The organism is Desulfovibrio fairfieldensis (assembly GCF_001553605.1).
Lineage (GTDB): Bacteria > Desulfobacterota > Desulfovibrionia > Desulfovibrionales > Desulfovibrionaceae > Desulfovibrio > Desulfovibrio fairfieldensis.
In genome coordinates this window covers 1825215-1846525 of the sequence record NZ_CP014229.1, presented here as the reverse complement: position 1 = coordinate 1846525, position 21311 = coordinate 1825215, and the positions used below count along the sequence as shown (strand labels likewise).

General features: G+C 49.9%; 15 protein-coding genes. 9 read left to right on the top strand and 6 right to left on the bottom strand.

Going from position 1 to position 21311, the window contains the following annotated elements:
- Positions 1 to 28: 28 nt before the first annotated feature.
- The 4 genes from AXF13_RS07885 to AXF13_RS16590 all read right to left on the bottom strand — a co-directional run bounded on the left by AXF13_RS07885 (position 29) and on the right by AXF13_RS16590 (position 5441).
- Positions 29 to 2002 carry a TonB-dependent receptor plug domain-containing protein gene (locus tag AXF13_RS07885; RefSeq protein ID WP_062252366.1) on the bottom strand — a complete coding sequence of 658 codons (1974 nt, stop codon included), beginning with the start codon at positions 2000 to 2002 and terminating at the stop codon, positions 29 to 31.
- A gap of 116 nt (positions 2003 to 2118) precedes the next feature.
- Complete coding sequence (locus AXF13_RS07880; protein ID WP_083522011.1) at positions 2119 to 2916, bottom strand: ABC transporter ATP-binding protein; 798 nt, start codon at positions 2914 to 2916, stop codon at positions 2119 to 2121.
- Positions 2916 to 3923 (bottom strand): FecCD family ABC transporter permease, encoded by a 1008-nt coding sequence (locus AXF13_RS07875; RefSeq protein WP_062252364.1) that lies wholly within the window; start codon positions 3921 to 3923, stop codon positions 2916 to 2918. The genes AXF13_RS07880 and AXF13_RS07875 overlap by 1 nt, the downstream gene beginning before the upstream one ends.
- Before the next feature lie 483 nt (positions 3924 to 4406).
- Positions 4407 to 5441 (bottom strand): hypothetical protein, encoded by a 1035-nt coding sequence (locus AXF13_RS16590; protein ID WP_150116102.1) that lies wholly within the window; start codon positions 5439 to 5441, stop codon positions 4407 to 4409.
- Between the two features lie 1486 nt (positions 5442 to 6927).
- Between AXF13_RS16590 and AXF13_RS16585 the strand changes: the two genes are divergently transcribed.
- Complete coding sequence (locus AXF13_RS16585) at positions 6928 to 8235, top strand: hypothetical protein (RefSeq protein ID WP_150116101.1); 1308 nt, start codon at positions 6928 to 6930, stop codon at positions 8233 to 8235.
- A gap of 129 nt (positions 8236 to 8364) precedes the next feature.
- Positions 8365 to 8739: a hypothetical protein gene (locus AXF13_RS07865; RefSeq protein WP_062252361.1), complete on the top strand. Its 375-nt coding sequence runs from the start codon at positions 8365 to 8367 to the stop codon at positions 8737 to 8739.
- Positions 8740 to 8767: 28 nt separating this feature from the next.
- Here AXF13_RS07865 and AXF13_RS07860 read toward each other — a convergent pair whose 3' ends face one another.
- The gene (locus AXF13_RS07860; RefSeq protein WP_190276392.1) at positions 8768 to 9811 is read right to left on the bottom strand and encodes a DotA/TraY family protein; all 1044 of its coding nucleotides are present in this window, start codon (positions 9809 to 9811) and stop codon (positions 8768 to 8770) included.
- 619 nt (positions 9812 to 10430) lie between these two features.
- Here AXF13_RS07860 and AXF13_RS17080 point away from each other — a divergent pair.
- From AXF13_RS17080 to AXF13_RS07825, 7 genes are all read left to right on the top strand, one after another.
- Positions 10431 to 13385: a hypothetical protein gene (locus tag AXF13_RS17080; RefSeq protein WP_062252357.1), complete on the top strand. Its 2955-nt coding sequence runs from the start codon at positions 10431 to 10433 to the stop codon at positions 13383 to 13385.
- 142 nt (positions 13386 to 13527) lie between these two features.
- Complete coding sequence (locus AXF13_RS17255; RefSeq protein ID WP_062252355.1) at positions 13528 to 13725, top strand: hypothetical protein; 198 nt, start codon at positions 13528 to 13530, stop codon at positions 13723 to 13725.
- Positions 13726 to 14068: 343 nt separating this feature from the next.
- Positions 14069 to 16687, top strand: a complete 2619-nt coding sequence (locus AXF13_RS07845) for an amidohydrolase family protein (protein ID WP_062252353.1) — start codon at positions 14069 to 14071, stop codon at positions 16685 to 16687.
- A gap of 303 nt (positions 16688 to 16990) precedes the next feature.
- Positions 16991 to 17149: a ribbon-helix-helix domain-containing protein gene (locus tag AXF13_RS15925; protein ID WP_083522008.1), complete on the top strand. Its 159-nt coding sequence runs from the start codon at positions 16991 to 16993 to the stop codon at positions 17147 to 17149.
- 73 nt (positions 17150 to 17222) lie between these two features.
- Entirely contained in the window at positions 17223 to 18404 is a 1182-nt protein-coding gene (locus AXF13_RS07835) for a phage antirepressor N-terminal domain-containing protein (protein WP_062252350.1), read from the top strand.
- A gap of 2 nt (positions 18405 to 18406) precedes the next feature.
- Positions 18407 to 18661: a hypothetical protein gene (locus tag AXF13_RS07830; RefSeq protein WP_062252348.1), complete on the top strand. Its 255-nt coding sequence runs from the start codon at positions 18407 to 18409 to the stop codon at positions 18659 to 18661.
- A 58-nt stretch (positions 18662 to 18719) separates the two neighbouring features.
- Entirely contained in the window at positions 18720 to 19040 is a 321-nt protein-coding gene (locus tag AXF13_RS07825; protein WP_062252346.1) for a hypothetical protein, read from the top strand.
- Positions 19041 to 19098: 58 nt separating this feature from the next.
- Here the strand turns inward: AXF13_RS07825 and AXF13_RS07820 are convergent, their stop codons facing one another.
- A complete protein-coding gene (locus AXF13_RS07820) occupies positions 19099 to 21309 on the bottom strand; it encodes a DotA/TraY family protein (protein ID WP_062252344.1) in 2211 nt (736 codons plus the stop codon).
- Positions 21310 to 21311: the final 2 nt, after the last annotated feature.

The following is a 21311-nucleotide window of genomic DNA, read 5'->3' as shown; positions in this document are numbered from 1 at the left end:
CGGACATGCCCCTCCCGGATCTCAAGCATTAAAATCCTGCTTTTATACCCACAAAGGCCATGTTGGTGGGAATGCGGGACGTATTTGTATAACGCACCTCTTCCTTGGTGGTAGCGGCTAGCAGTTCCGCGTAGGGTTCCACCCACCAGTCCTGGAGGTCAAAGCGTTTTGAAATGCGCACTTCGCCCAGCCAGAAATTGCCTTCCTGATTGGCCTCCATATTGGCCTGATCCGTCCAGATGGGACCGGTCCAGGTGGCGCCCACACGCAGGGTGAACCAGTCCGGGTGAGCGAAAGTAAATCCCACGGTGGCCTTGGAAGTGGGGGTGAAGGGAATCTGGTTGCCCTTGTATTGTCCGGAAGTGATCTGCGGGTTCAGAATGGTGCCGTTGGCAAACAGGGTGAAATACTCCGTGGCCTTCCAACTGGCCTCGCCTTCCAGACCGGTGATCTGTACGCTGTCGATGTTTTGCTTTTGTGAAATGAAGTAATCACCTGTCTTTGTGTCGTCCTTGATGGAGGCGATATAATCCTCGGCCCAGGTGATGTAGCCTGTGACGCCAAAGGTCAGTTCCTTGAGCGGCGAAAAATCAAAACCCGCATCCAGGGTGCGCGAGAGTTCGGGCTTGAGGTCGGGGCTGCCTTTATACAAGGTGCTGCCGTAAACATATTCGCCGAAGCGTTCGTCCAGGCTGGCGGAGCGGAAGGCCTCGCCGTAATTGGCGCGGAAAACAAGCAGGCCGTCCCAGGGATTCACGCGGAGGCCCAGTTTGGGAGTGAGACGGTTGTCCACTTCAACGCCGTACTCTTTGCGCCAATTGCGTACCTTGCTGGTGGAATCCTTGTCATAGCCGTCCGTGCCGATGATGTCGTAGCGCAGGCCGGGAATGATCTGCACAGTGTTGCCGAACAGACTGATTTCATCCTGAATGTAACCGGCCAGGGTATACTGGCTGCCTCCTTTTTCACGGATGCGGTCTTTGTAGGTGGAGAGATGGGAATAATCCAGATCCTGATCCGAGCGTCCGTATGAGGCGGCAACGCCCATGGTGATCTGCTGGTGTTCTCCCCAGGCGAAGGTATTCTGCTGGTCAAGATTGTACTGTTCCTGCCTGGTAGGCGAAGTATAGTCCACACGTGTGCCTACTATACTGTCGTAATCCGTGTGCAGAAAGTCCGCGCGGAGAGCCAGGGAACTGTCCACTACGCCGAAGTCCTTGTGCAGGCGCAGGCCGAAACCTGTTTTGTGGTACTCGTACAGGCGGTAGTCATCGTCGAAATTGTATTGCCCGGTGCGCAGATTGGAGGCCAGATCGGCATTGACCGTGATGTCGGCCGTGTCGTCAAAGCGATAACCCACACGCGCCGCGCCCGTGACGTTGCGCACGCCGGTGCCGTCGTCATTATAGCCGGGCTTCTGATTGCTGGCGGCCTTGGAGCTGTGCTCCGGGATGCCGTTGAAGCCGTAGGAGGTCAGATAGCTGCCGGAAAGGGAATAATTGAATTTCCCCACCGCTCCGGCATGATACAGGCTGGAATCCCAAGTGTTATAACTGCCGTACTTGGTGTCCAGGGTGGCGGTGAAGCCCTCCTTGGGCGGGGTGCGGGTGATGATGTTGATAACGCCGCCCATGGCGCTGGAGCCGTAAAGCGCAGACGACGGCCCGCGCACCACTTCAATGCGCTCCACGGCATCCAGGTTGATGCTGTTCCACTCGAAAATGTTTGTTCCCGCAGGCATGGCAGGCATGCCGTCCACCAGTACCAGCACCCGTCCCTGGGTGTTGCCGCCCATGCCGCGAATGATGACCTTATTATAGGTGCTGCTGCCGAAAACGCTGCGGTCGCTGTCCACAGTGACGCCCGACATGGTCCGCAGGACGTCCAGTACGTTCTGGGCCGGGATCCGGTCAAGTTCCTTGCGGGTAACGACCGATACCGCTGCGGAGACGTCACCAAGGCTGTGTTTGGTTCTGGTAGCGGTGACGACAACGGGATTCATTTCCGCTTGCGCCGGATCCTCCGGTTCTGCCTGGACAGTGGACCACGGGGCAAGGCAACAGACGGCAAAACAGGCTGCTGACAGTGAGCGACAAAAGTTCACGAAACACTCCCAAGTTACGATTGCGTTGAAGAAGGAAACCACAGGGGAACTTGCCCGTCCTCTCCGTGGTAGGCCTGCATGGCTATGCCATACACAGCGCGCATGCGTCCGGGCGTAAGCACCGCCGCCGGGTCGCCGTGCGCTTCGAGGCGCGCTCCTTGCGGCGACGGTGCAAGGAGCGCTATGGTGTGTGCGAAACGTATGGCCAGATTCACATCGTGCAGTGAAAGCAGCACGCCGAGATTGCGCGTTTCCGCCACGCGGCGCGCCATATCCAGCACTTCAATCTGATGCCGCAGATCCAGACTGCTGACCGGTTCATCCAGCAACAGCCAATCCGTATCCTGCACCAGGGCTCGCGCCAAAGCCGTCTTTTGCCGCTGTCCGCCGGAAAGCGCCTCCAGAGGGCGTTGTGCCAGGGATTCCAGTCCCAGCCGGGCCAGCGTTTCGCCTGTGCGGGCAATGTCGTTTTTGTCGGGACCCCAGCGCATGTGGGGTTTGCGGCCCAGCAGCACAGCGTCGAATACTGTCATGGAAAAACGGGGGAGAGCCTCTTGCGGCACATAGGCCATGCGCTTGGCGCGCTTCCTGCCGGTCAGGCTGCGCAGGGGGACGCCCTCCAACAGAACTTCGCCGCCAGTGGGGCGCAGCAGGCCCAACAGAAGACGCAGAAACGTGGTTTTTCCCGCACCGTTGGGGCCGAGCAGGGCGCAAACCTCGCCGCGCCGCAGTGCCAGACTCACCGCGTCAAGTACGGGCGCGTGGCCGGAATAGCCAAAACTGAGGGTGCGCGCTTCCAACAGGGACGGCATTATAAGTCCCCCTCCCGTAATTGGCTGCGACGCAGCAAAAGCCAGAAAAAGAACGGTACGCCGAGAAATGCCGTGACAATGCCCACGGGGATGATCTGCGGCGTGAGAAGTGTTCTGGCCACGGTGTCGGAAAGGATCACCAGACCGGCACCAAAAAAGGCCGCGCCGGGAAGCAACAGACGGTGATCGCCGCCAAGGCAAAATCTGGCCACATGAGGCGCGACCAGGCCGATGAAACCGATCACCCCGGTGAAGCAGATGGCTCCGGCGGTCATGAAGGAGGCGGCCAGGATGCCCAGGGTCCGCAGGCGTAATACGGATACCCCAAGGGAAGCCGCGCTCTCTTCTCCGGCTGCCAGTGCATTGAAATCCCATGCCAGACGCAGGGCCAGCGGCAGCGGCAGCAGGATCATGCCTGCCGCCATGACTATTTCCGGCCAGCCTACGCGGCCGAGGTTGCCGAAACTCCAGAAGACGATGGCCTGCACCTGCTGTTCCGTGCCCAGATATTGCAGAAACGACGTTGCGGCGGAAAAAAGAAACATGACGGCGACGCCGCCCAGGATCAATGTTTCGGGACGGCTGCCCCGGAGGCTGGCGATGCCCAGGATCGTCAGCGCGGTCAGCGCTGCGAAAAGAAAGGCGCTGGCCGCCATGTGCCAGACGCCGAAGGAACCGCCCACGATGACCAGGGCCGCACCGAAAGCGGCCCCGGAGGAAATGCCCAAAGTAAAGGGAGACGCCAGAGGATTGCGCAATACCGCTTGGGTAAGAATGCCCCCCATGGCGAGTCCGCCGCCCGCAAGAGCGCCCATGATCACGCGCGGCAGCCGTAACTGCCAGAAAATACGCGATTCAGAGGTCGGGACTTCGGCAAGGGGCAGAGACCAGCCATGGGGACCAAGGCCGAGGCTCAGCAAAAGGGCTGCGCAGGCAAATCCGAGCAAGGCCGCCAGGGCAATATATTTGCGACGGCGTTGGGCAAGAAAATCTGCGGTACTTTGCATAGGAACGTGTCTTAAATTGCCGGGAAGATCATGCCGCCGACGCTAAAAGTTACTTTTTTTAAAAACGTGTTATTATTGAACAGGGATAACACTAAAAAAATTTTTATGCTACCCAAACCATAACCGCTGGCTTTTCGGATCACTGGAATCAGAACCATGCATCATCTTGAGGAAAAATGCCTGGATGGCCTGTTGATATTGGCTTCCAGCCATAGCGGCAGGAGATTTCGGATCACCCGGCACATGACCTAGGCCGCGTCTATTTTGTCAGGGCGGCAGGGGGCATAGTCATGGAACATGTCGCCACCTCTATGGAAGTCGCCCGCGTAGCCTGCCGCAAGCACTCCCATGTGTTGCGGGAGATTGATCGATGGCCATGCTGGACGTAGATTGTGTAAAAGCGTATTGCGCTGGAAGTGGAGCAGATTGTTCTCAGCGTAGAAAAATTGGGTGAGTCCGCATGCGGACTCACCCTTCTCGCCGTCAGGTTGGCAGATGCTCTGACAGCGCGACTACGCCATCAAAGGGCAGTTCTGAATCGGCTACGTGTCTCAGGTGAGTGCGGCGGGAATACTTAGGGCTGTCATCGGCCGAGTGGGGCGATGCATGGACATTAGCCAGCCTTCCCTTAAAAATGGAAGCCAAAGAAACACACAATTGAGCCGCAACGCTCAAGATTGCTGCGGCTTTTGGGAGGGCAATGGGAACAGACGGAAGAATTGAAGCAAATTGCAGGCGTTTCTTTTCAATAAACCGTTCCAGGGCTTTTTTGTGCGTTTTTCCTGTAAGGCCGATTCTCTTCAACACGATGCACAAAATGTCCTCCCACTCTTGGCACCGAAAATTAGCGGTGCCGTATGCTCTTACGAGGACCATGTTTTCCGCGCAATCCTGAGGTAACGCATCCGGCCTGTGCCGGGAAATTGTGACGCATGCGGGACGCCAGTTGCTGTATTGGAAGCGGAACATATATCCGGACGGAATGGTGGATTTTTGTATATAGAGGTCGAAGCGCGCGGCGAATCCGGCCAGCAGCCTTGCCAAGGCTTCCATCCTCTGTTTTTCGGTTGTCGCTTCGGCCTCACCCGAAGACGCGCGTCGTGTGGCTTTCTTTCGGATATTTTCCAAGGTCTTTTGGAAGGCTTCACTCGGAGTTTTATTTTTCAGAGCAGCCTCACCCGCAATTTTGGCACTCAGCGTTTTGACTTCAACACAATGACTTGCATTGCCTATGACAGGAAGCACTTTATACCATGTATCAAGCTCATATTCTGTGCCCACGTGACTACCTATACAGAGGATATTTTGAATGTTCTCCTGTTTGGCAAGAAACGGATGATCAGATATGCGGATGCGTAAGAAAACACTTCCGTCTTTACGGAACAGCTTGTAATAAATACTCTGGCTTGTACGTGCATCTGTTCTGGAGAATCTGACAGAGAGACGGCGCAGAGCTGCTTCGAGTGCTTCGGCTGTTGCTTGCAGGGGTTTTTGAGAACGTTTTCGGGAGGTAAACATAGGCTTCTAAAAGAACAAATTTATATTTATTAATATAGATTTATCGCCTAACTCACTGTCAGTAAAAAGTTTATTCTTAATTAACGTCAGCGGCAATGGAATATCTAACGCTGCTAAATATTATTTAATAATATAAAAATTTTATACTTTTTAGACATTACAGGAAGATGAGGTTGCAACCAACAGTTGATTTATAAAATTGAGGAGGAGGGGATGAAAAGGGTAATGCTTCCAGCCGTCTTATTCGCTGCCTTTACTGTGACGTTGTTTGGTGGATTATCGGTTGCCTTCGGCTTTGAAAAGCAAGATGGCAAGAATACGGGTATGCTGGAGGGCACCCCTGCGACTTCCAATTCTGCGTGTTCCGATTCATTTGTTAAATCGTTGAATAAAGGTAACACCGTAATATGGGTGAATGATCCTCGGTATCCCAATCAGCATGTGCCCTGCTGCATTAAGGGCATGGTATGCCAGCGGTATCCAGATTACCAGCAATATGTAATTGCAATGCCCGTCTTACAGTCGGAAAACGACTGTGCGAAAATTGCGCAGGATTGCGGATATACCCCTATATGCCAGGTAGTTGTGGGTGAGGCATTAGACCCCACCACGATATGTACCGGATGTGTTCCGTATAGGTTCACCTTTTGGGCGACGGTGTATAAGAACAACAACGCACCTGCGCCGCCTCCACCCCCGCCCCCGCCACACCCACCTTCGGATCCATGCCGAGGCAAGATTTGCCCCAAAAAAACATGGTGCGTTAATGGCCGTTGCGTACAAGTTCGTTAAATAGACATGAGCGTATAAAATCGGCACATTCAGAGGGCTTCGTGTGACAATCATACGGACTCGCTAAGGCCACAAGCTTGTCCTACAAGTTCGTGGCCTTAAATTTTGTAGGGAAAGCGCATTGCGCTGGAAGTGGAGCAGATTGCTCTCAGAGTAGAAAAAGAGGGTGAGTCCGCCACGCGGACTCACCCTTCTCCCGGTAACGCCGCCAGTTTGGCAAAGGGATGCTGAAACCTCTGACAGCGAAAGACAGAGAAGCGGCTTCCATAAGTGGAAGGGGTACCACACAACCTCTGTTTGAATAGAACTAAAACAATTTTGAAAAAAATTACAGTCATTTTTTTTAAACGTAAAAAGCTTCTTAAATAGTATAAGCGCCTAAAAAATTATTTACGTATTAGATTGTTGCAAAATCATCGTGGCAGGATTAAAAAAATATTTATGGATTTATAAAGGAAAATTATTTTTAATGTAGGAAAATAGTATGTTATTCTCTAGTTGTCGCAGATACTTCTCTCTTTTTTAGGTGGGGATAGTGAAGCATGCATGGAAGGTGATTGGCATTGTTGAGTTATATAGTATTAGTTTTGTAAAAAAACACATATCAGAACGTTGTAGTCGGATATCTTTAAGAAGAGACTTTTGTAACTGGGCTATCTCTTTCTAATACATAAAAGGGTGTGAGGTTTAGATTATGGTTTTTGATATTCAAGAATTTGCAAATACTTTCAAAAAAATGGAGCAAAAAATAATTCGTCAGATTGGTATAAATGAATATAACTTGAGATTAGAAAATATTGCGAAAAATATGTTGTCTCCTGGAGCTCTTTATCGAGAATCTAGCGACAGATTATTTTTGTATTTATTACTTTCAAAAGCATTGATTAGTAACGATATGAATTTTTATAATTACTATGAAGGAACAAGAATAATACCTGTAATTTATAATCTCGCAAAAAAATTTGATTTTATTTATAGTATAAAAAATTTTGAAAATAAAATTTCTTCATTGTGTTCAATAAAAAACAAAGATATTGATTCTACATTATTTGAAATTCTAACTGCAATATATTATTACATTGAAGGGTATAGTGTGACATTTTTAGAAGTCGAACCTCCACAAAAAAGTCCTGATATTTTAATAGAAATTAATGGAATAAAAAAATTTATAGAATGCAAGAAAATGAGAAGAGGTAATGATTATACATATAAAGAGTTGAAAGCTTGGTATCAAATCTCAGATAGAGTAGCAGATTTATTAGAACAGCACAAAATTGTGGGATATTTCCATTTCAAATTTACATCTGAAGTAGAAAAAATTAATCCAAAAAGAGTTTTCCGAAAGATATATAATAAATTAAGTTATTGTAAAAATCTTGAAAATAAATTTTATATTGTAAAAAATAATGATTTCAAAATAAAATTTACTCCAATAGATAAATCAAAGTTTGATGTTGTTCTTGAGACTCCACTAAATACAGGGACACCTTCATTCATTCATTATCTAATAGATGATTATAATTATAATTTTCATTACAAACCAAGATTTGATAGAGAATGTCAAGAAGGCTTTTGCTTTATTTCAAAATTGCATTGGGCCTCGTTAATTTCGTGCGAATTTGCTTGTAAAGAATCTATTGAAAAAAAATCTCAATATGCACAACGATTGCTTGTTGATGCAACTAGGCAGCTATCAAATAATATGCCAGGGAATATTCATATTCTTATTGAAGAGTGCCAAGGAGAGTTAGTACATATTAAAAGATTATTAAAAAATTTTCATGCTGTAACTAATTTCAAATGCCAAGACAAATTTACTGAATCTATTTATATTCATTATGCAAAATATATTACTCCCATAAATGATTTTTTTGATGTTGAGGAAACTGTAACACGTTATAGTAGAAATGGACATCACATTAAATGTGTTTCTCCAATCTGGTATCCTTCAGAATCTATAGTAAATGGATTTGGAACCCTATTTCATGATTATAGATCTTGATGTAGCCTCAGATTTACTACACATATTCAGAGGTCATAACTTATGGCTGATATAAACTTCTCATTTTGACTTTTGCTCGTGCCATGCGTATAATAAACAAAAATAACGATTGTAGTCCCAGGAGAGCCTATGTTCGGTAATTCTTCCGATTCCAGCGGCGGCATCAGTCCCTTTGGATCCATGGGGGAAGTGATCGATAATGTCAGCCAGTTCCGTGAAAAGCGCGACGCCGAGTTAAGACATCTTAACCAAGTGCAGCAGATGGGCAGGGCCCATCATCAGGAAATGATGGATCTCATCGGTCAATATAATGAGTTGCGCGAAAAATTCCAAAAGTTGGAGGATAATGCCGCATTTTATGAGGCTGATCGTGATGCAGCATGTTCAGTTATCAAAGAATTACGGACCCGACTAGGCATCTCGAAGGAAGAAGTTATTTCAGAACTTGATAACAGGCGTAATACAATTTTGAAAGAACGCGGTTACGAATATATGTGTGATTAAAGAGGGGGGCTTAAGCCCCCCTCTTTAATCACACCTCGGATGGATTTATGCGATTGGGCTTCTCCACTGGCTCTGGCATATGCTGAGTATTTTGGGCATCGCGCCGGGCAATGTTCTGTGTCGTGGCCTCTTCCTGGACCTGATTGCTCTTGCCTGACACAGGCTTCATAAGCTCGGCCTTATTCACTGACTCCGCAAACTTTCCGGCGCTTCGCTGCGCCGATCCATACGCCTCGGAAATCAAACCCTGGGCGTTGTCGTCGCCCAGGTTGGCGATGAGCTGGCCGATCCAGCGCAGGATCCTGTCCGCGATCTGGGTGGTCATGGAAAACATCTTCCAGGTCAGCAGGCCGATGACCGTGCCCAACATGATCATCAGCGACACGGCCCCGGTGATCCCGTAGTTGCCTGAGATTCCACGCAGGCTCTCGGCAAAGGGCCGGAACAGCAATCCGATGAGCGGGCCCGTGGCCGACATGACGATCATGCAGACAAAGAGCGACAGGATCAGCAGCAGGGGCCGGAAGAGCAGGGAGAAGAACAGGGCGTAGCCGGCCCGGGCCCCCATGCCGGCAAAACCTTCGCCCTCGGGCATGGCGTGGCTGATCAGCCACAGCGGCGCGGCCACGATGGCTTCAATGGACAGCACAATCCAGCCCACAACGGCCGCAACCCAGATCATGAACGGGATCAGGGGCAGGCCGTAGGCAAAGAACCAGAAAACGGTCCAAAGCCCGCCCCCGAGGAATGTGAATGCGGTCATGGCGTCGGAAATGATGCTCTTGGCCGCGCCGATAGCCGCGCTGCTGCCGCTGGCCGTGAACACTCCCGCAGCCTTGCCCCACAAGGAATCATCCCATTTGTCCGTGGCGCTGACGGCGCCCTTGGCGCCGGAGAGCGCCACAAAGGCCGCTTCAATAGCCGTCATGACCTGGCGGGCAGCCCTGGACATGGTCAGAACCGCATCGCCGTTGCCGCCTCCGGAGGAAAAGTCGGCCATGGTTTTGGCCGGCCATTCGCTCAAGCCCGACAGAATACCCTTGACGTGCCCCCACGTGGTGTCATTGCCCATGGCCGCCTGCATGCGAGTGACTTTTGAGTGAAGGGAAGGGGCGAGCCTGCGGCAAACAGACGGGCTCGCCCAATATTTTGTTAACGTATTAACCAGAGTATAAAGCTCTTATTATGAATTTTATTCCATTTTAATTTGCGCATCATATTTGTAAAATAAATTTATTTAAAATTTATTCGCATTCATTGTTAAAAAATTCCTGCGACACCTTGCCCAAAAAGTGAGACCATCTTGAGGGTCCGGTGTCGCCTATCTAAGCATGAAGTTTTGAAAGACATAATTAGGCCATAGAACATACTGATTTTTTGAAGATTAGGTTCGAAAAAAAATCGAGCGACACAATACACTATTGTATCCACTTTTTATATAACTATATGAATTATATTAATATATTTGTATCCCTGCCGCAAGAGAAAGGACACAAACAGGATAACTCGAAGAGAAGAATGGACCAGTCGTATGGAAGGCAACGGCTTTTGAGATAATAACCAACTAAAATCCTAATTATTATAGAATGGTTGTTATTATTCTGTGAATATGTTTCTCTATAAAGAAATAAAAATTTTTCTCCATTATCATCATTCCTCCACCATTTGGTATACCTGAAAAGGAGCCTGCCATGAGCGAAAATTTGACTGAAACCATTCTTGATTTGGATAAACTTCGCGATGTTAGCGCCATCACCCAGGGAGCCATCATCCACGTGGAGGCCCGGAATCGCTTTCCGAAGCTTATTGGCGACGTGCTAAAACGTGGAGAAGAACTCGCTGAAACCCGCAGGCGCAAAAGTGATTATAAATTTTTTTACTCCAGAGCACATGAAGTCATTATGCTCAGCGGCAGGCGGGGAGCCGGCAAAACGACCTTGTTGCTGCACCTGCTGGAGGAAATTGGAAAATATTCCTCAGGATGGGACAGGGATGGTGAACTGGAACTCACACAGGATTCCGCCAACTGCAAAGTTATATATTCCAAGCTGTATCCACTGGATGTTTTTGACCCCACGCTTCTGGGCAGCCGTGAGCATCTCATGGTGGCCATAATAGACAAGATCCGTTTTGCTGTGGAGGAAAGCCGCCAAAAAAGACGGGCCAGCGGAGACTTGTCATATGACGATGGGTGTAAGCGCAGCTTTGACAATTGGGAGGAATTGCTGCGCAACATGGCGGAGGGCCTTAAGGTACTTGGGGAGGGTGAAAACTTCCGCGGAACGGCCCCCGCATGGGAAGATCCCCAGTTCATTCTGGATGAATCCCTGAACCGTGCGCGGCACGGCGAAGAACTTGAGCGCAGATTTCAGCGCTTCTTGGACTACAGCCTGAAAATTCTGGACAAAAAAGCTTTTATCATAGGTTTGGACGACATTGACACGCAGCCTTCCATCGGCGTCCATGTGCTGGAAGTATTGAGAAAATATCTTACGTCCCCACAGCTGATCACAATTCTTTCTGGCGATATTGAGCTGTATTCTTCAATCATACGAAAGATGCAATTAGAAGCTTTTGGGCTTTCATTCAGTAGTCAGCCAGATATACTTGCAAGACACGAGCGCATGATATCCGGTCTCGTAGACCAATATATGAACAAATTACTGCCTTCACGGAATAGAATACATATTGGATATTTTAATAAATGTAACATTGCAAATATGTACGTTTTGTTAAGAGGAAATAAGATTATAAATGGAATTAATGCGAGAATTGAATTGAAATATAAAGTTAAAAAATTTGTGGATGAGCTGATAGAAAATGTACTTTGCATAAAAAATAATGAAGATATAGATGCTGTTAGAAATATTTTGTTTGATAATCCTGCAAGAACTGTGGTGCAATTGCTCATTGTGGCCGCTGATAATGTCGATATAGAAAGGTCAGATGAAAAAAGTATCGCCTTTAAGAAGGATATGAATTTTTCTCCTCATTTGGCAGACATTTTTTATGAATCATTGCACCGCTTCGGCTATACTTATGCGGACTTTGAAAACCTGGCCTCTCTTAAGGGTATGGGAAAGTTTGTGGATTGTCTGGTCCGCAAGGAACTGTTCGGCGATGCACCCAGCATGCAGCTTCGCAATGCGGAAACCTGGATCAATGAGGCTATGCTGGTGGTTCAAGCCAGCGTGACACGGGCGTTCGCATCCCAGCCGGCACTGGCGCTGGTCTATGCGCTGGATGCCTGTCTGCCACAGGAAATTCTGGAACGGGAAGACTATAAGTCGTACCTTAACACCGTGCGTCTGAAAGAAAACGCCCAATCGATCTGGGCGCTGATGGGGCCAGCCGCCAATGTTATGTCATATCTCTATGCCCATGAGAGCAAGTTACCCGCCTCTGAATATGCCCTTGGTACCACCAAGGCAGTTTGTGGTCAAACTGATCTTGTAGAAAATATTAATATACTTCATCTGCAGAAGAATTTCACCCACCTTTCCCCCTTGGCTGCACTGACGCTTGAGGCGGTGCAACGCCAGGGAAAAAAGGAACATTATATTTCAACATATGGCATTCTTGCTTTAATAGTGTATGTCATGGATATGGATGTTGATCCAAATTCATGTAACTCTAAAATGCGAATAAAGCTATTTCAGATAGTAAATTCAAAATTACATTCATTGCGTTATAGCAATGAAGCAATTCGTGAACTACGCAAAGATAGTGAAAATATTGGTATATTTAATGAGATTATAAATAAAATTTGTTTATGGAAAAGATTTTTAAATATAATTTTTGCTAATGAAGAATATAAATTTTGCTCATCTCTCTTTGTTTCAAGGTTTGTTGAATTGTTTGTCAAAAAAATGCTTTCTTTTGATAAAGAAATATCCCAAAAAGAAGCAGCTCAGCTCAAAAAAGCTCAAGAAGAAGCAGCTCAGCTCCAAAAAGCTCAAGAAGAAGCAGCTCAGCTCCAAAAAGCTCAAGAAGAAGCAGCTCAGCTCAAAAAAGCTCAAAAAGAAGCAGCTCAGCTCAAAAAAGCTCAAAAAGAAGCAGCTCAGCTCAAAAAAGCTCAAAAAGAAGCAGCTCAGCTCAAAAAAGCTCAAGAAGAAGCAGCTCAGCTCAAAAAAGCTCAAGAAGAAGCAGCTCAGCTCAAAAAAGCTCAAGAAGAAGAGAAAAAAATGACACCAGGAAATTATATTTCTGATACCATCGCTATATTTTTGAATTCAGTTTATTATGAAGAGTATAATATAATGAGTAATGGAACAATATCATTTGATGGTGAGCCATTTTTAACTGGATTATATAATGAAAATAGAAATGCTGAATCTATGAATAAAATAGAAATTAAAATTTCAAATAATGCGCACATATTAAAATTTTTTATTTCAATCCTGACATTTCCATTACTTCAGATTTATACATCAAGACCATTATATAAAGAAATTCAAAAATGTGTTTTGAAACTTATGCCAAATATAAAAAAAGAGTATGGAGTTGAAGAGTATTTCGAAAAAGAAATTGTGGAGTTTTTTTCCTTTATCTCAGAAACTGATACCCAAAATGAAGATATTACCACAGTTTATGATCTCTTTAATATTCCTACAGAGACTTTGATAAACAAACGGCAAAAGGCATAAAATTAAGCCATCAAATATCTGTTGGTTTGCTATTCTTCACGAGCAGACACGACATTTCAGACGAAAAGTGGGCCATAATCGGCCTATGTTGGCAAAGGCCAGTACTGAAACCAGGGTCCGGAAGTGTAAGGATGACCGACTGATGTTTAACGCCATCCTGTGGATCATAAAAACAGGAGCACCGCTTGAGGTCTGGGATGACATTCTTCGAATGTTGTCCATAAACGCAGACCCTGAAGCCATAATTATCGACGCCACCTTTATTAAGCTGCACCAGCACGGTACCGGCGCAAAAGGGGGCACTCCAATCAGGAGATCGGGCGCAGTAAAGGCGGATTAACCACTAAGATTCAGGCTGTGGTTGATGCCCTCGGCAATCCTCTGCGCATTCACCTCACCGCAGGCAATGTAAATGACATTGTTCCTGTGACCTGATAGAAGGTTTACTGGCAGACAAGCTTCTTGCAGACATGGCTGGCAGACTGATCCAACGAGAGTACGACACTCATTCGTACAAAGAGCGTCATCTGGTTGAATGTTTCTTTGCCAAACTTAAATCATTCCGCAGAGTTGCTACTCGATATGATAAGCTTGCCATAACTTTTAAAGCAGCTGTCATGCTGGCCTCATGCCTCATTTGGCTGCAATGAACAATTTAGAGACAAGCCCCTAGGGGAAAAGTCATGCCTCTTTCTGCGCATACTACATTTCTCAGCCATAGCAGAATATTGCGCAAATATCTTGATGGGTATTGGCCGTATGCCGACTCTAATCTCTCCGAACTGAGCCAGGAGGTGTTCACCGCGTTACGTGAGGGAAGCCCTGGTCAGCCGGATTATATCCACAGCTCGCGCATACGTGTTGCGCGGCGCAACGTGCCGCGCAGTTTTTCAACCTATTTGGATCATGATGCACCGGAGGGCGGCATTCCCGAGCGCTTTTCGTTGCGGGACAGGCTCGCCCATGCCATCCGCAGCATAGAGGAAGAATTTCTCATAGAGCGGGGCGGCATGCTGTATGTGCGCCAATCCGTTTTTGAACCTTGGCAGGAATGTTTGACACGTCTTTCGCCTCTGCCTTTGCTAGCCGCCGCAGCGTACCGTCACTACGAAGGGGATCTGGCCAAGGCACAGAAGCTTGTGCTGCGGACCTTGCAGCATTCCTCGCTACCGGGTTGCCGTGAACCGGAACTGGACGACATGATTCGTGCGGGTGAAGTCTTGGGGGAGGGAAGTTTTGGGCCAGGACTGGACGATCTGCACATCCATCTGAACGGCACGACGGAGGCCTGTCAGGCATGGCTGTATTGCCTGCGCGAACCTTACGCCACACTGTGCAATCTGCAAGAGCAGTGGAGCAAGCCTACAGTCCGCCAGTTTTACAGTGAGCGAGGCATTGCGAGCAATGACTGGCTGTTCCGCCTTTTTCTTCTGGCTGACTGGTTGCGTTGCTGGATGTTGGAGTTGTGTTTTCCTTCGCTCACTCTCCCGGGAAACGGAGAGGAGCTGCAGCCTTATAACCAGGCGTTGACGCTTGAGGAGTTGCGGGATGGCCTTTCCCTTACATCCTCTAGGCGTCATCCTCACTTCACTTGGCGAGGCAAGCGTTTCGGCCACCCTATGGATACGCGACGCTTGAAGTATCCACTCCCGCGCAAACACAAAATCACGCCCCTGCAAATGGAAGGAGTCTTCCTGCTGTATGCGATAGATGAGCTTTTTTGCGGAAATTGCAGGCGATTTCCTGTTATGCTGCATTGCTATCTGCTTTTACAAAATTATTTTGTACAGCTCACGGTGCAACAGAAAGAGCAGGTCGGGTTCGATCAGTTTCAGCATATCACCGACAATGCTCTACGGGATGCAGTTGAAAAAGAGTATAAGGAGCGCTTTAATCAGCTACATGGCATGTATGGGCCGGATCTTTCCTATGTGGAAGGCCGTTTTTCACCTCCCGATGATCCCGCAAAATGTATTGCTCTGGTAGAGCGTATTGTGCAAGGGTATTGGCTTCAATTTCCTTCGCTTCGGCCTGATAATGACTCTAGGTATGATAGTAAAAAGGCAAAGACTGAAGGACAGAACGAAAAACACATTCGTGATTTTCCTGCTTCTTTTACGCTCAGACTGGTGGCGCATTTCATCAAAAAGCCAGATAGTGTTGCTGAAGAGAATTATTGTCGGCACTATGCCCTACGCCGCGATCTTGAGCGCCGTTGCGGTGCACTTCTGGAGGCCTATCGCCGCTCGCCGCGCGTTAGAAATTTTTTGGTGGGAGTGGACGCGGCGGCCAATGAAATGCATGCTCCACCGGAGGTCTTCGCCCCCGTTTTCAGGCGTTGCCGCAAGGTGGTCAACAATTTCACCTATCATGTGGGCGAGGACTATCTGCACCTTGTATCCGGCATCCGCGCCATTGCAGAGGCCATTTTGTACTTGGACCTAAAGTCGGGAGACCGGCTCGGGCATTGCACAGCCTTGGGTATTGACCCTGATATCTGGCTGAGGGCCATGGGCAAGAAATGCTATTGCCCGCGCGGTGAATGGCTGGATAATCTCGTCTGGATGGCACATGTTCTGGAGGGCAATTCGGATTTCAGCTCTGAATTGGCCGCGTTTAAAGAAGAAATTAACCAGCTGTATGCGGAAATATATCAAAAGCCTGAGATCAGCCGGCGGATCCTCTTTTCCGCCTGGAAGCTGCGCGATATTGATCCTTTGAAAAGCGTGTGGATGGAAAGCGAGTGGACAAGCTGGAATATGATCCCTTTCTTCACTCATTTTGAAACAGCTTATGCAGTAGGTCGTATCAAAAACCAGCTTGAAGCATACGAGCAGTTCAGATTGTATCATAATCCGAAATATCGGAAGAAATTCAATGAAATTATTGCGGTGGATACAAAAAAAACACCTCCAGAACTTCTCCGATTTCTTCAGGATCATCTTGTCGGACATCTCAATGAGAAACATCTCATTGTGGAAGTGATGCCAACAAGCAATCTGTTCATCAGTTTTTACCAGAACTATAAGGAACATCATATCTTCCGCTGGATGGAAAAAAACCCGGACCGTCCTGTTCCCCAATTTTGTCTCGGATCGGATGATCCCGGTATTTTTGCCACCAATATGCGCAATGAGATAACGCATCTCTTGCATATAGCTCGGGAACTGTATCCCGGTTCGAACTCGCCTATGGGGGCTATGCGTTCTCTCGTCCGGCGTGGTCGGGCAGCCCGCTTCAGTCGGAATGCCGGGTATGAGGAAAACATAGAAGATCAAGACTCGGACTGGAGCATCTCTTGATGTCTCTACATATTCCCGCACCGGAGATAATGAAGCAGAAATTGGGGGATTTTTCCCTACTGCGCCATCTCTGGATTGCCGTCAACGATCTGAGTCCTGCTCTGGGCTATGCGGTCGCCTCGGGCTGGCTCCCCGCCGAACTGCCGGCAGTGTGGGAGGACGTGCTCGTCGTGACGGCTATGACGGGACCTGGAAGATCGTCTCTCCCCGTACGGGCAAGTGCTGCACGTCCAAGGTCCGAAAAGTTTTAAGTAGCTTGACAACATGTATTGATTTAATTATGTATTAAAAGACGGAGAGCATATGGAGAAAAAAGAAATATCCATCACTATTCGGCTGACACCACAGCTCCACAAATCGCTTAAAATGCTTGCCGCAAAGGAAGGGAAAACAGCGAAAGAATGCCTTTTGGAAGGGTTGGACAAAGCCTTTCCTGGCTGGAAGGAAGAAGGGAAAAAATAAATAAACGGCCCGGCCCGGTGTTGGTAGCACCGGAACCGAGCCTAACCACAACCATCCTGAATAGGAGGATGAAATGGCTAATAATACTATATCTCAAGCCATGCCCGCCGTCCAGAGCGAGAGGCAACTCACCCCCATCATCTTCCACGGTGACACCATATTTTGCGTTACCATTGAAGATCAGCCCTATACTCCGGTTAAGCCCATTATTGAAAACCTGGGTCTGGTCTGGGGTGCGCAGCAGCAAAAACTATCTGCAAAAAAAGATAGATGGGGTATATCGATCTTCGATATACCTTCGAATAAAGGTATCCAGCGTACGCTCTGTATGCCCGTGCGCAAGCTGCCGGCATTTCTTGCCAGCATCAACCCCAAAAAAGTCCGCGCAGAACTCAGGCCCAAGATAGAGCTCTACCAGGCCGAGTGCGACGACGCCCTCTGGAACTACTGGACCAAGGGCAGGGCAGAACGCGCTTCCGCCGCGTTGGCTGTCCCGGAGCTTTCGCCACAGAACATAAAGCCCGGCGTGCATCTGCACACCCTGGAATTCGCAAGCCTAAAGCTGCGTGCGGCCACCAAGGACGGCAGCCTCTGGATTGCCGTCAACGATCTGGGCCCTGCTCTGGGCTATGCGGCCGCCTCGGGCTGGCTCCCCGCCGAACTGCCGGCACTGTGGGAGGGTGTGCTCGGTCGCGACAGCTATGATGGCACCTGGAGAATCGTCTCTCCCCGGCAGGGCAAGTGCTGCGTGCCCAAGGTCCGGATGCTTTCCGAGGAGGCAGTGCACGCCATGATAGAGCGCTGCACCAAGCCGCAGGCCCAGGGCTTCGAGGTTTGGCTGAAGGATGAGGTTATTCCGGGGCTATGGGAAGAGGGGTGGTACGGTCGGGTGGAAGCTCTGGCAGAGTCGCCGGCGCCGATGGCTCTGCCGACAGCAGTGAAGGATGAAACGCCTGAGTGCCCTGTCCAGGATTCCGGAGTGTCTCAGGAAGCTTTTCAGATCTATCTGCGGCGTATGGAGCAACAGCGCCGGATCGTCGAGGAGCTGCTGGGCGAGATCCACATCGGTGCCAAACCGTATCTGTTGGCCACGGCCAGAGAGCAGGCACGCCGCGGAGGCTCCGAGGATATATCCCTGGCCATGGCTTACCTCAATCCCTTTGACGAAGCGCGCGACGCCTTTGCTCGCGGCTTCCGGATCACCCGGCACATGACCCAGGCCGCGTCCATTCTGTCAAGGCGGCAGGAGGCATAGCCATGGAACATGTCGCCACCTCTATGGAAGTCGCCAGAATAGCTTGCCGGAAGCACTCCCATGTGCTGCGGGAAATTGATCGTCTACGGGTGATCCTGCCAGGGTTGGAGGATCACCTGACTTTGGCCCATGGGGATAAGCGCGGCTTTGCGCTTACGCCGCAGGCGCTGGCCATGCTGGACGTGGGAATGGGAAAAAGCGCCTTGCGCTGGAAGTGGACGCGCCTGCTGTCCGTCATTTCCGGCCTGGAGTTTTGACTTCGCATTGCAAAACAGATATATTTTCAACGTAAATGAAGCGCTCCGAGGAGGGCCTATGTTCGGTAATAACGGTTCCACTTCTGATGGCTGGATGGACGCGCTTGTAGAACGCAGGCAGCGACTTAAGCAGTTGGATGAGACTCGCACAATCCGCGATAAGTATCATACTGAAATGATGGATCTCATCGGTCAGTACAATGATCTGAGAGAAAAATTTTCTGAAACATGCAGAACCATGCATATAATTGCTGCGGAGCGTGATGCCGCTTATGATATTTTGCGTGAAAATCAAAGCAATCTCGGACTTAGCCGCGAAGAAATTAATGTTAGAATAAGCCGGCAGCGTGAACTTGCGGAAAAAGATTTTGATTCTTGATTACAACATTGATTGCAAAAAAGGGCTTGGAGAACCAAGCCCTTTTTTTTCTCCATATTCAAAACTTCTTTGGTGAATCCAGCGGCTCTGGCATATGCTGAGCATTTTGGGCATCGCGCCGGGACACGTCCTGCGCCATCGTTTTTTTATCATCCTTATTTACATGTCCTTGGACATTTGCCAGAATCCCCGACTTTCCAGCTGCGTCTGCGAATTTGGTAGCGCCTCGTTGTGCCGAACCATATGCTTCCGAAATCATGCCCTGGGCGTTGTCGTCGCCCAGGTTGGCGATGAGCTGGCCGATCCAGCGCAGGATCCTGTCCGCGATCTGGGTGGTCATGGAAAACATCTTCCAGGTCAGCAGGCCGATGACCGTGCCCAACATGATCATCAGCGACACGGCCCCGGTGATCCCGTAGTTGCCTGAGATTCCGCGCAGGCTCTCGGCAAAAGGCCGGAACAGCAGCCCGATGAGCGGACCCGTGGCCGACATGACGATCATGCAGACAAAGAGCGACAGGATCAGCAGCAGGGGCCGGAAGAGCAGGGAGAAGAACAGGGCGTAGCCGGCCCGGGCCCCCATGCCGGCGAAGCCTTCGCCCTCGGGCATGGCGTGGCTGATCAGCCACAGCGGCGCGGCCACAATGGCTTCAATGGACAGCACAATCCAGCCCACAACGGCCGCAACCCAGATCATGAACGGGATCAGGGGCAGGCCGTAGGCAAAGAACCAGAAAACGGTCCAAAGTCCGCCCCCAAGGAATGTGAATGCGGTCATGGCGTCGGAAATGATGCTCTTGGCCGCGCCTATGGCCGCGCTGCTGCCGCCGGCCGTGAACACGCCCGCGGCCTTGCCCCACAAGGAATCATCCCATTTGTCCGTGGCGCTGACGGCGCCCTTGGCGCCGGAGAGCGCCACAAAGGCCGCTTCAATAGCCGTCATGACCTGGCGGGCAGCCCTGGACATGGTCAGAACCGCATCGCCGTTGCCGCCTCCGGAGGAAAAGTCGGCCATGGTTTTGGCCGGCCATTCGCTCAAGCCCGACAGAATACCCTTGACGTGCCCCCACGTGGTGTCATTGCCCATGGCCGCCTGCATGCGGTCGGATGCCTCCCCCTCCTGCAGATGCTCCGAGTCTTTGGAATCGGCGAGAAGAAGGGTAGTGGTGGCCGCCTGCAGATTGGGCTCGGCATATGTCAGCCAGTCCGGATGCAGCAGAGGCCTTACCGCCTCCATGTTGGGCTGCATGTACTCGGTATTGTCCTCCATGGCCTCGACCACCCGGCCGTTGATCGCGGAAAGCGCCCAGTAATAGGAGCCGGCTGTAAGCCAGCCCGAAGATTTGGCCACTTCAGCGAAAGACTGAAAGGCTTCACGGCGTTTGGCGTCTGACTGTTGAACCACGGCGCCCAGGGCGTTGGCCACGGATGTGGTGTAACTGTGCCCGGCCGAAAAGATGCGGGCCCTGTCCGTATAGGTGAAATTCTTTTGTCCCAGACGTTCAGCAGGGGGCTGAATGGCGTTGAGCAGACTGACGATGCCCTTTTGCTTGGCAACGTCAATATCCGTACCGATGGTTGACTTGGGGAATTTGAACCCGCCCAGATCGCCAGGCTGGAGATTGGTCTCGTTCTGCGAGGCTCCGCAGGTCCTGGGCACGGCAAAAAGGTAGACGATGGAATCTCCTGTGTCCTTCCATTCGCCCTCAATCCAGTTGCCGCAGTACGACTGGGCTGCGAGATATTCCATAAGTCCACGGCTGCGCAGCGCACCCGAAGCGAGTACCCGGCCCTGGTAGTCCACGGCGGGCGGTACGGAGGAGTTGATCACCCCATATTCGGAAATGTAATCCAGGCCTTCTTCCCAAGCTGTATTGGCCATGCCCATGCTCATGCCCATGGCCGCCAGCATGAGTATCTGCAAGGCATTGAGACCCGAAAAAATGGGCGTGATGGCCGCGAAGGAAAACGACATGCGCACCGGTACCCATAAATTGGCATACTTCCCCATGGATCCATCGCGCGCGGCGCCCACCGTGCCCACGATCCAGGTCATGATCACAATCCATACAATGCCCACCCCGCAAAGTATGTTCAGCGTGCCCAGGAGATGATATATAAAGGTAACCCCGGCATCGCCGCCGGGACTCCCGCCGATGAGAGCGGACAGGTTCTGCCAGCCCTCCCCGAAAATGCGGTTGAAGAGCTGCACGCCGTAATCAGTGCTTGAAACATCGACATTGGGGATGGATTCCAGTCCGGAGGCCATTG

Excerpts from the sequence above, each read along its gene's own strand:
- AXF13_RS16590 (WP_150116102.1), bottom strand. The coding sequence starts at position 5,441 with ATGTTTACCTCCCGAAAACGTTCTCAAAAACCCCTGCAAGCAACAGCC.
- AXF13_RS07825 (WP_062252346.1), top strand. The coding sequence starts at position 18,720 with ATGTTCGGTAATAACGGTTCCACTTCTGATGGCTGGATGGACGCGCTT.
- AXF13_RS07860 (WP_190276392.1), bottom strand. The coding sequence starts at position 9,811 with ATGGGCAATGACACCACGTGGGGGCACGTCAAGGGTATTCTGTCGGGC.
- AXF13_RS07880 (WP_083522011.1), bottom strand. The coding sequence starts at position 2,916 with ATGCCGTCCCTGTTGGAAGCGCGCACCCTCAGTTTTGGCTATTCCGGC.
- AXF13_RS07845 (WP_062252353.1), top strand. The coding sequence starts at position 14,069 with ATGCCTCTTTCTGCGCATACTACATTTCTCAGCCATAGCAGAATATTG.
- AXF13_RS07875 (WP_062252364.1), bottom strand. The coding sequence starts at position 3,923 with ATGCAAAGTACCGCAGATTTTCTTGCCCAACGCCGTCGCAAATATATT.
- AXF13_RS07865 (WP_062252361.1), top strand. The coding sequence starts at position 8,365 with ATGTTCGGTAATTCTTCCGATTCCAGCGGCGGCATCAGTCCCTTTGGA.
- AXF13_RS16585 (WP_150116101.1), top strand. The coding sequence starts at position 6,928 with ATGGTTTTTGATATTCAAGAATTTGCAAATACTTTCAAAAAAATGGAG.
- AXF13_RS17080 (WP_062252357.1), top strand. The coding sequence starts at position 10,431 with ATGAGCGAAAATTTGACTGAAACCATTCTTGATTTGGATAAACTTCGC.
- AXF13_RS07820 (WP_062252344.1), bottom strand. The coding sequence starts at position 21,309 with ATGGCCTCCGGACTGGAATCCATCCCCAATGTCGATGTTTCAAGCACT.
- AXF13_RS07835 (WP_062252350.1), top strand. The coding sequence starts at position 17,223 with ATGGCTAATAATACTATATCTCAAGCCATGCCCGCCGTCCAGAGCGAG.
- AXF13_RS17255 (WP_062252355.1), top strand. The coding sequence starts at position 13,528 with ATGTTTAACGCCATCCTGTGGATCATAAAAACAGGAGCACCGCTTGAG.
- AXF13_RS07885 (WP_062252366.1), bottom strand. The coding sequence starts at position 2,002 with ATGAATCCCGTTGTCGTCACCGCTACCAGAACCAAACACAGCCTTGGT.
- AXF13_RS07830 (WP_062252348.1), top strand. The coding sequence starts at position 18,407 with ATGGAACATGTCGCCACCTCTATGGAAGTCGCCAGAATAGCTTGCCGG.
- AXF13_RS15925 (WP_083522008.1), top strand. The coding sequence starts at position 16,991 with ATGGAGAAAAAAGAAATATCCATCACTATTCGGCTGACACCACAGCTC.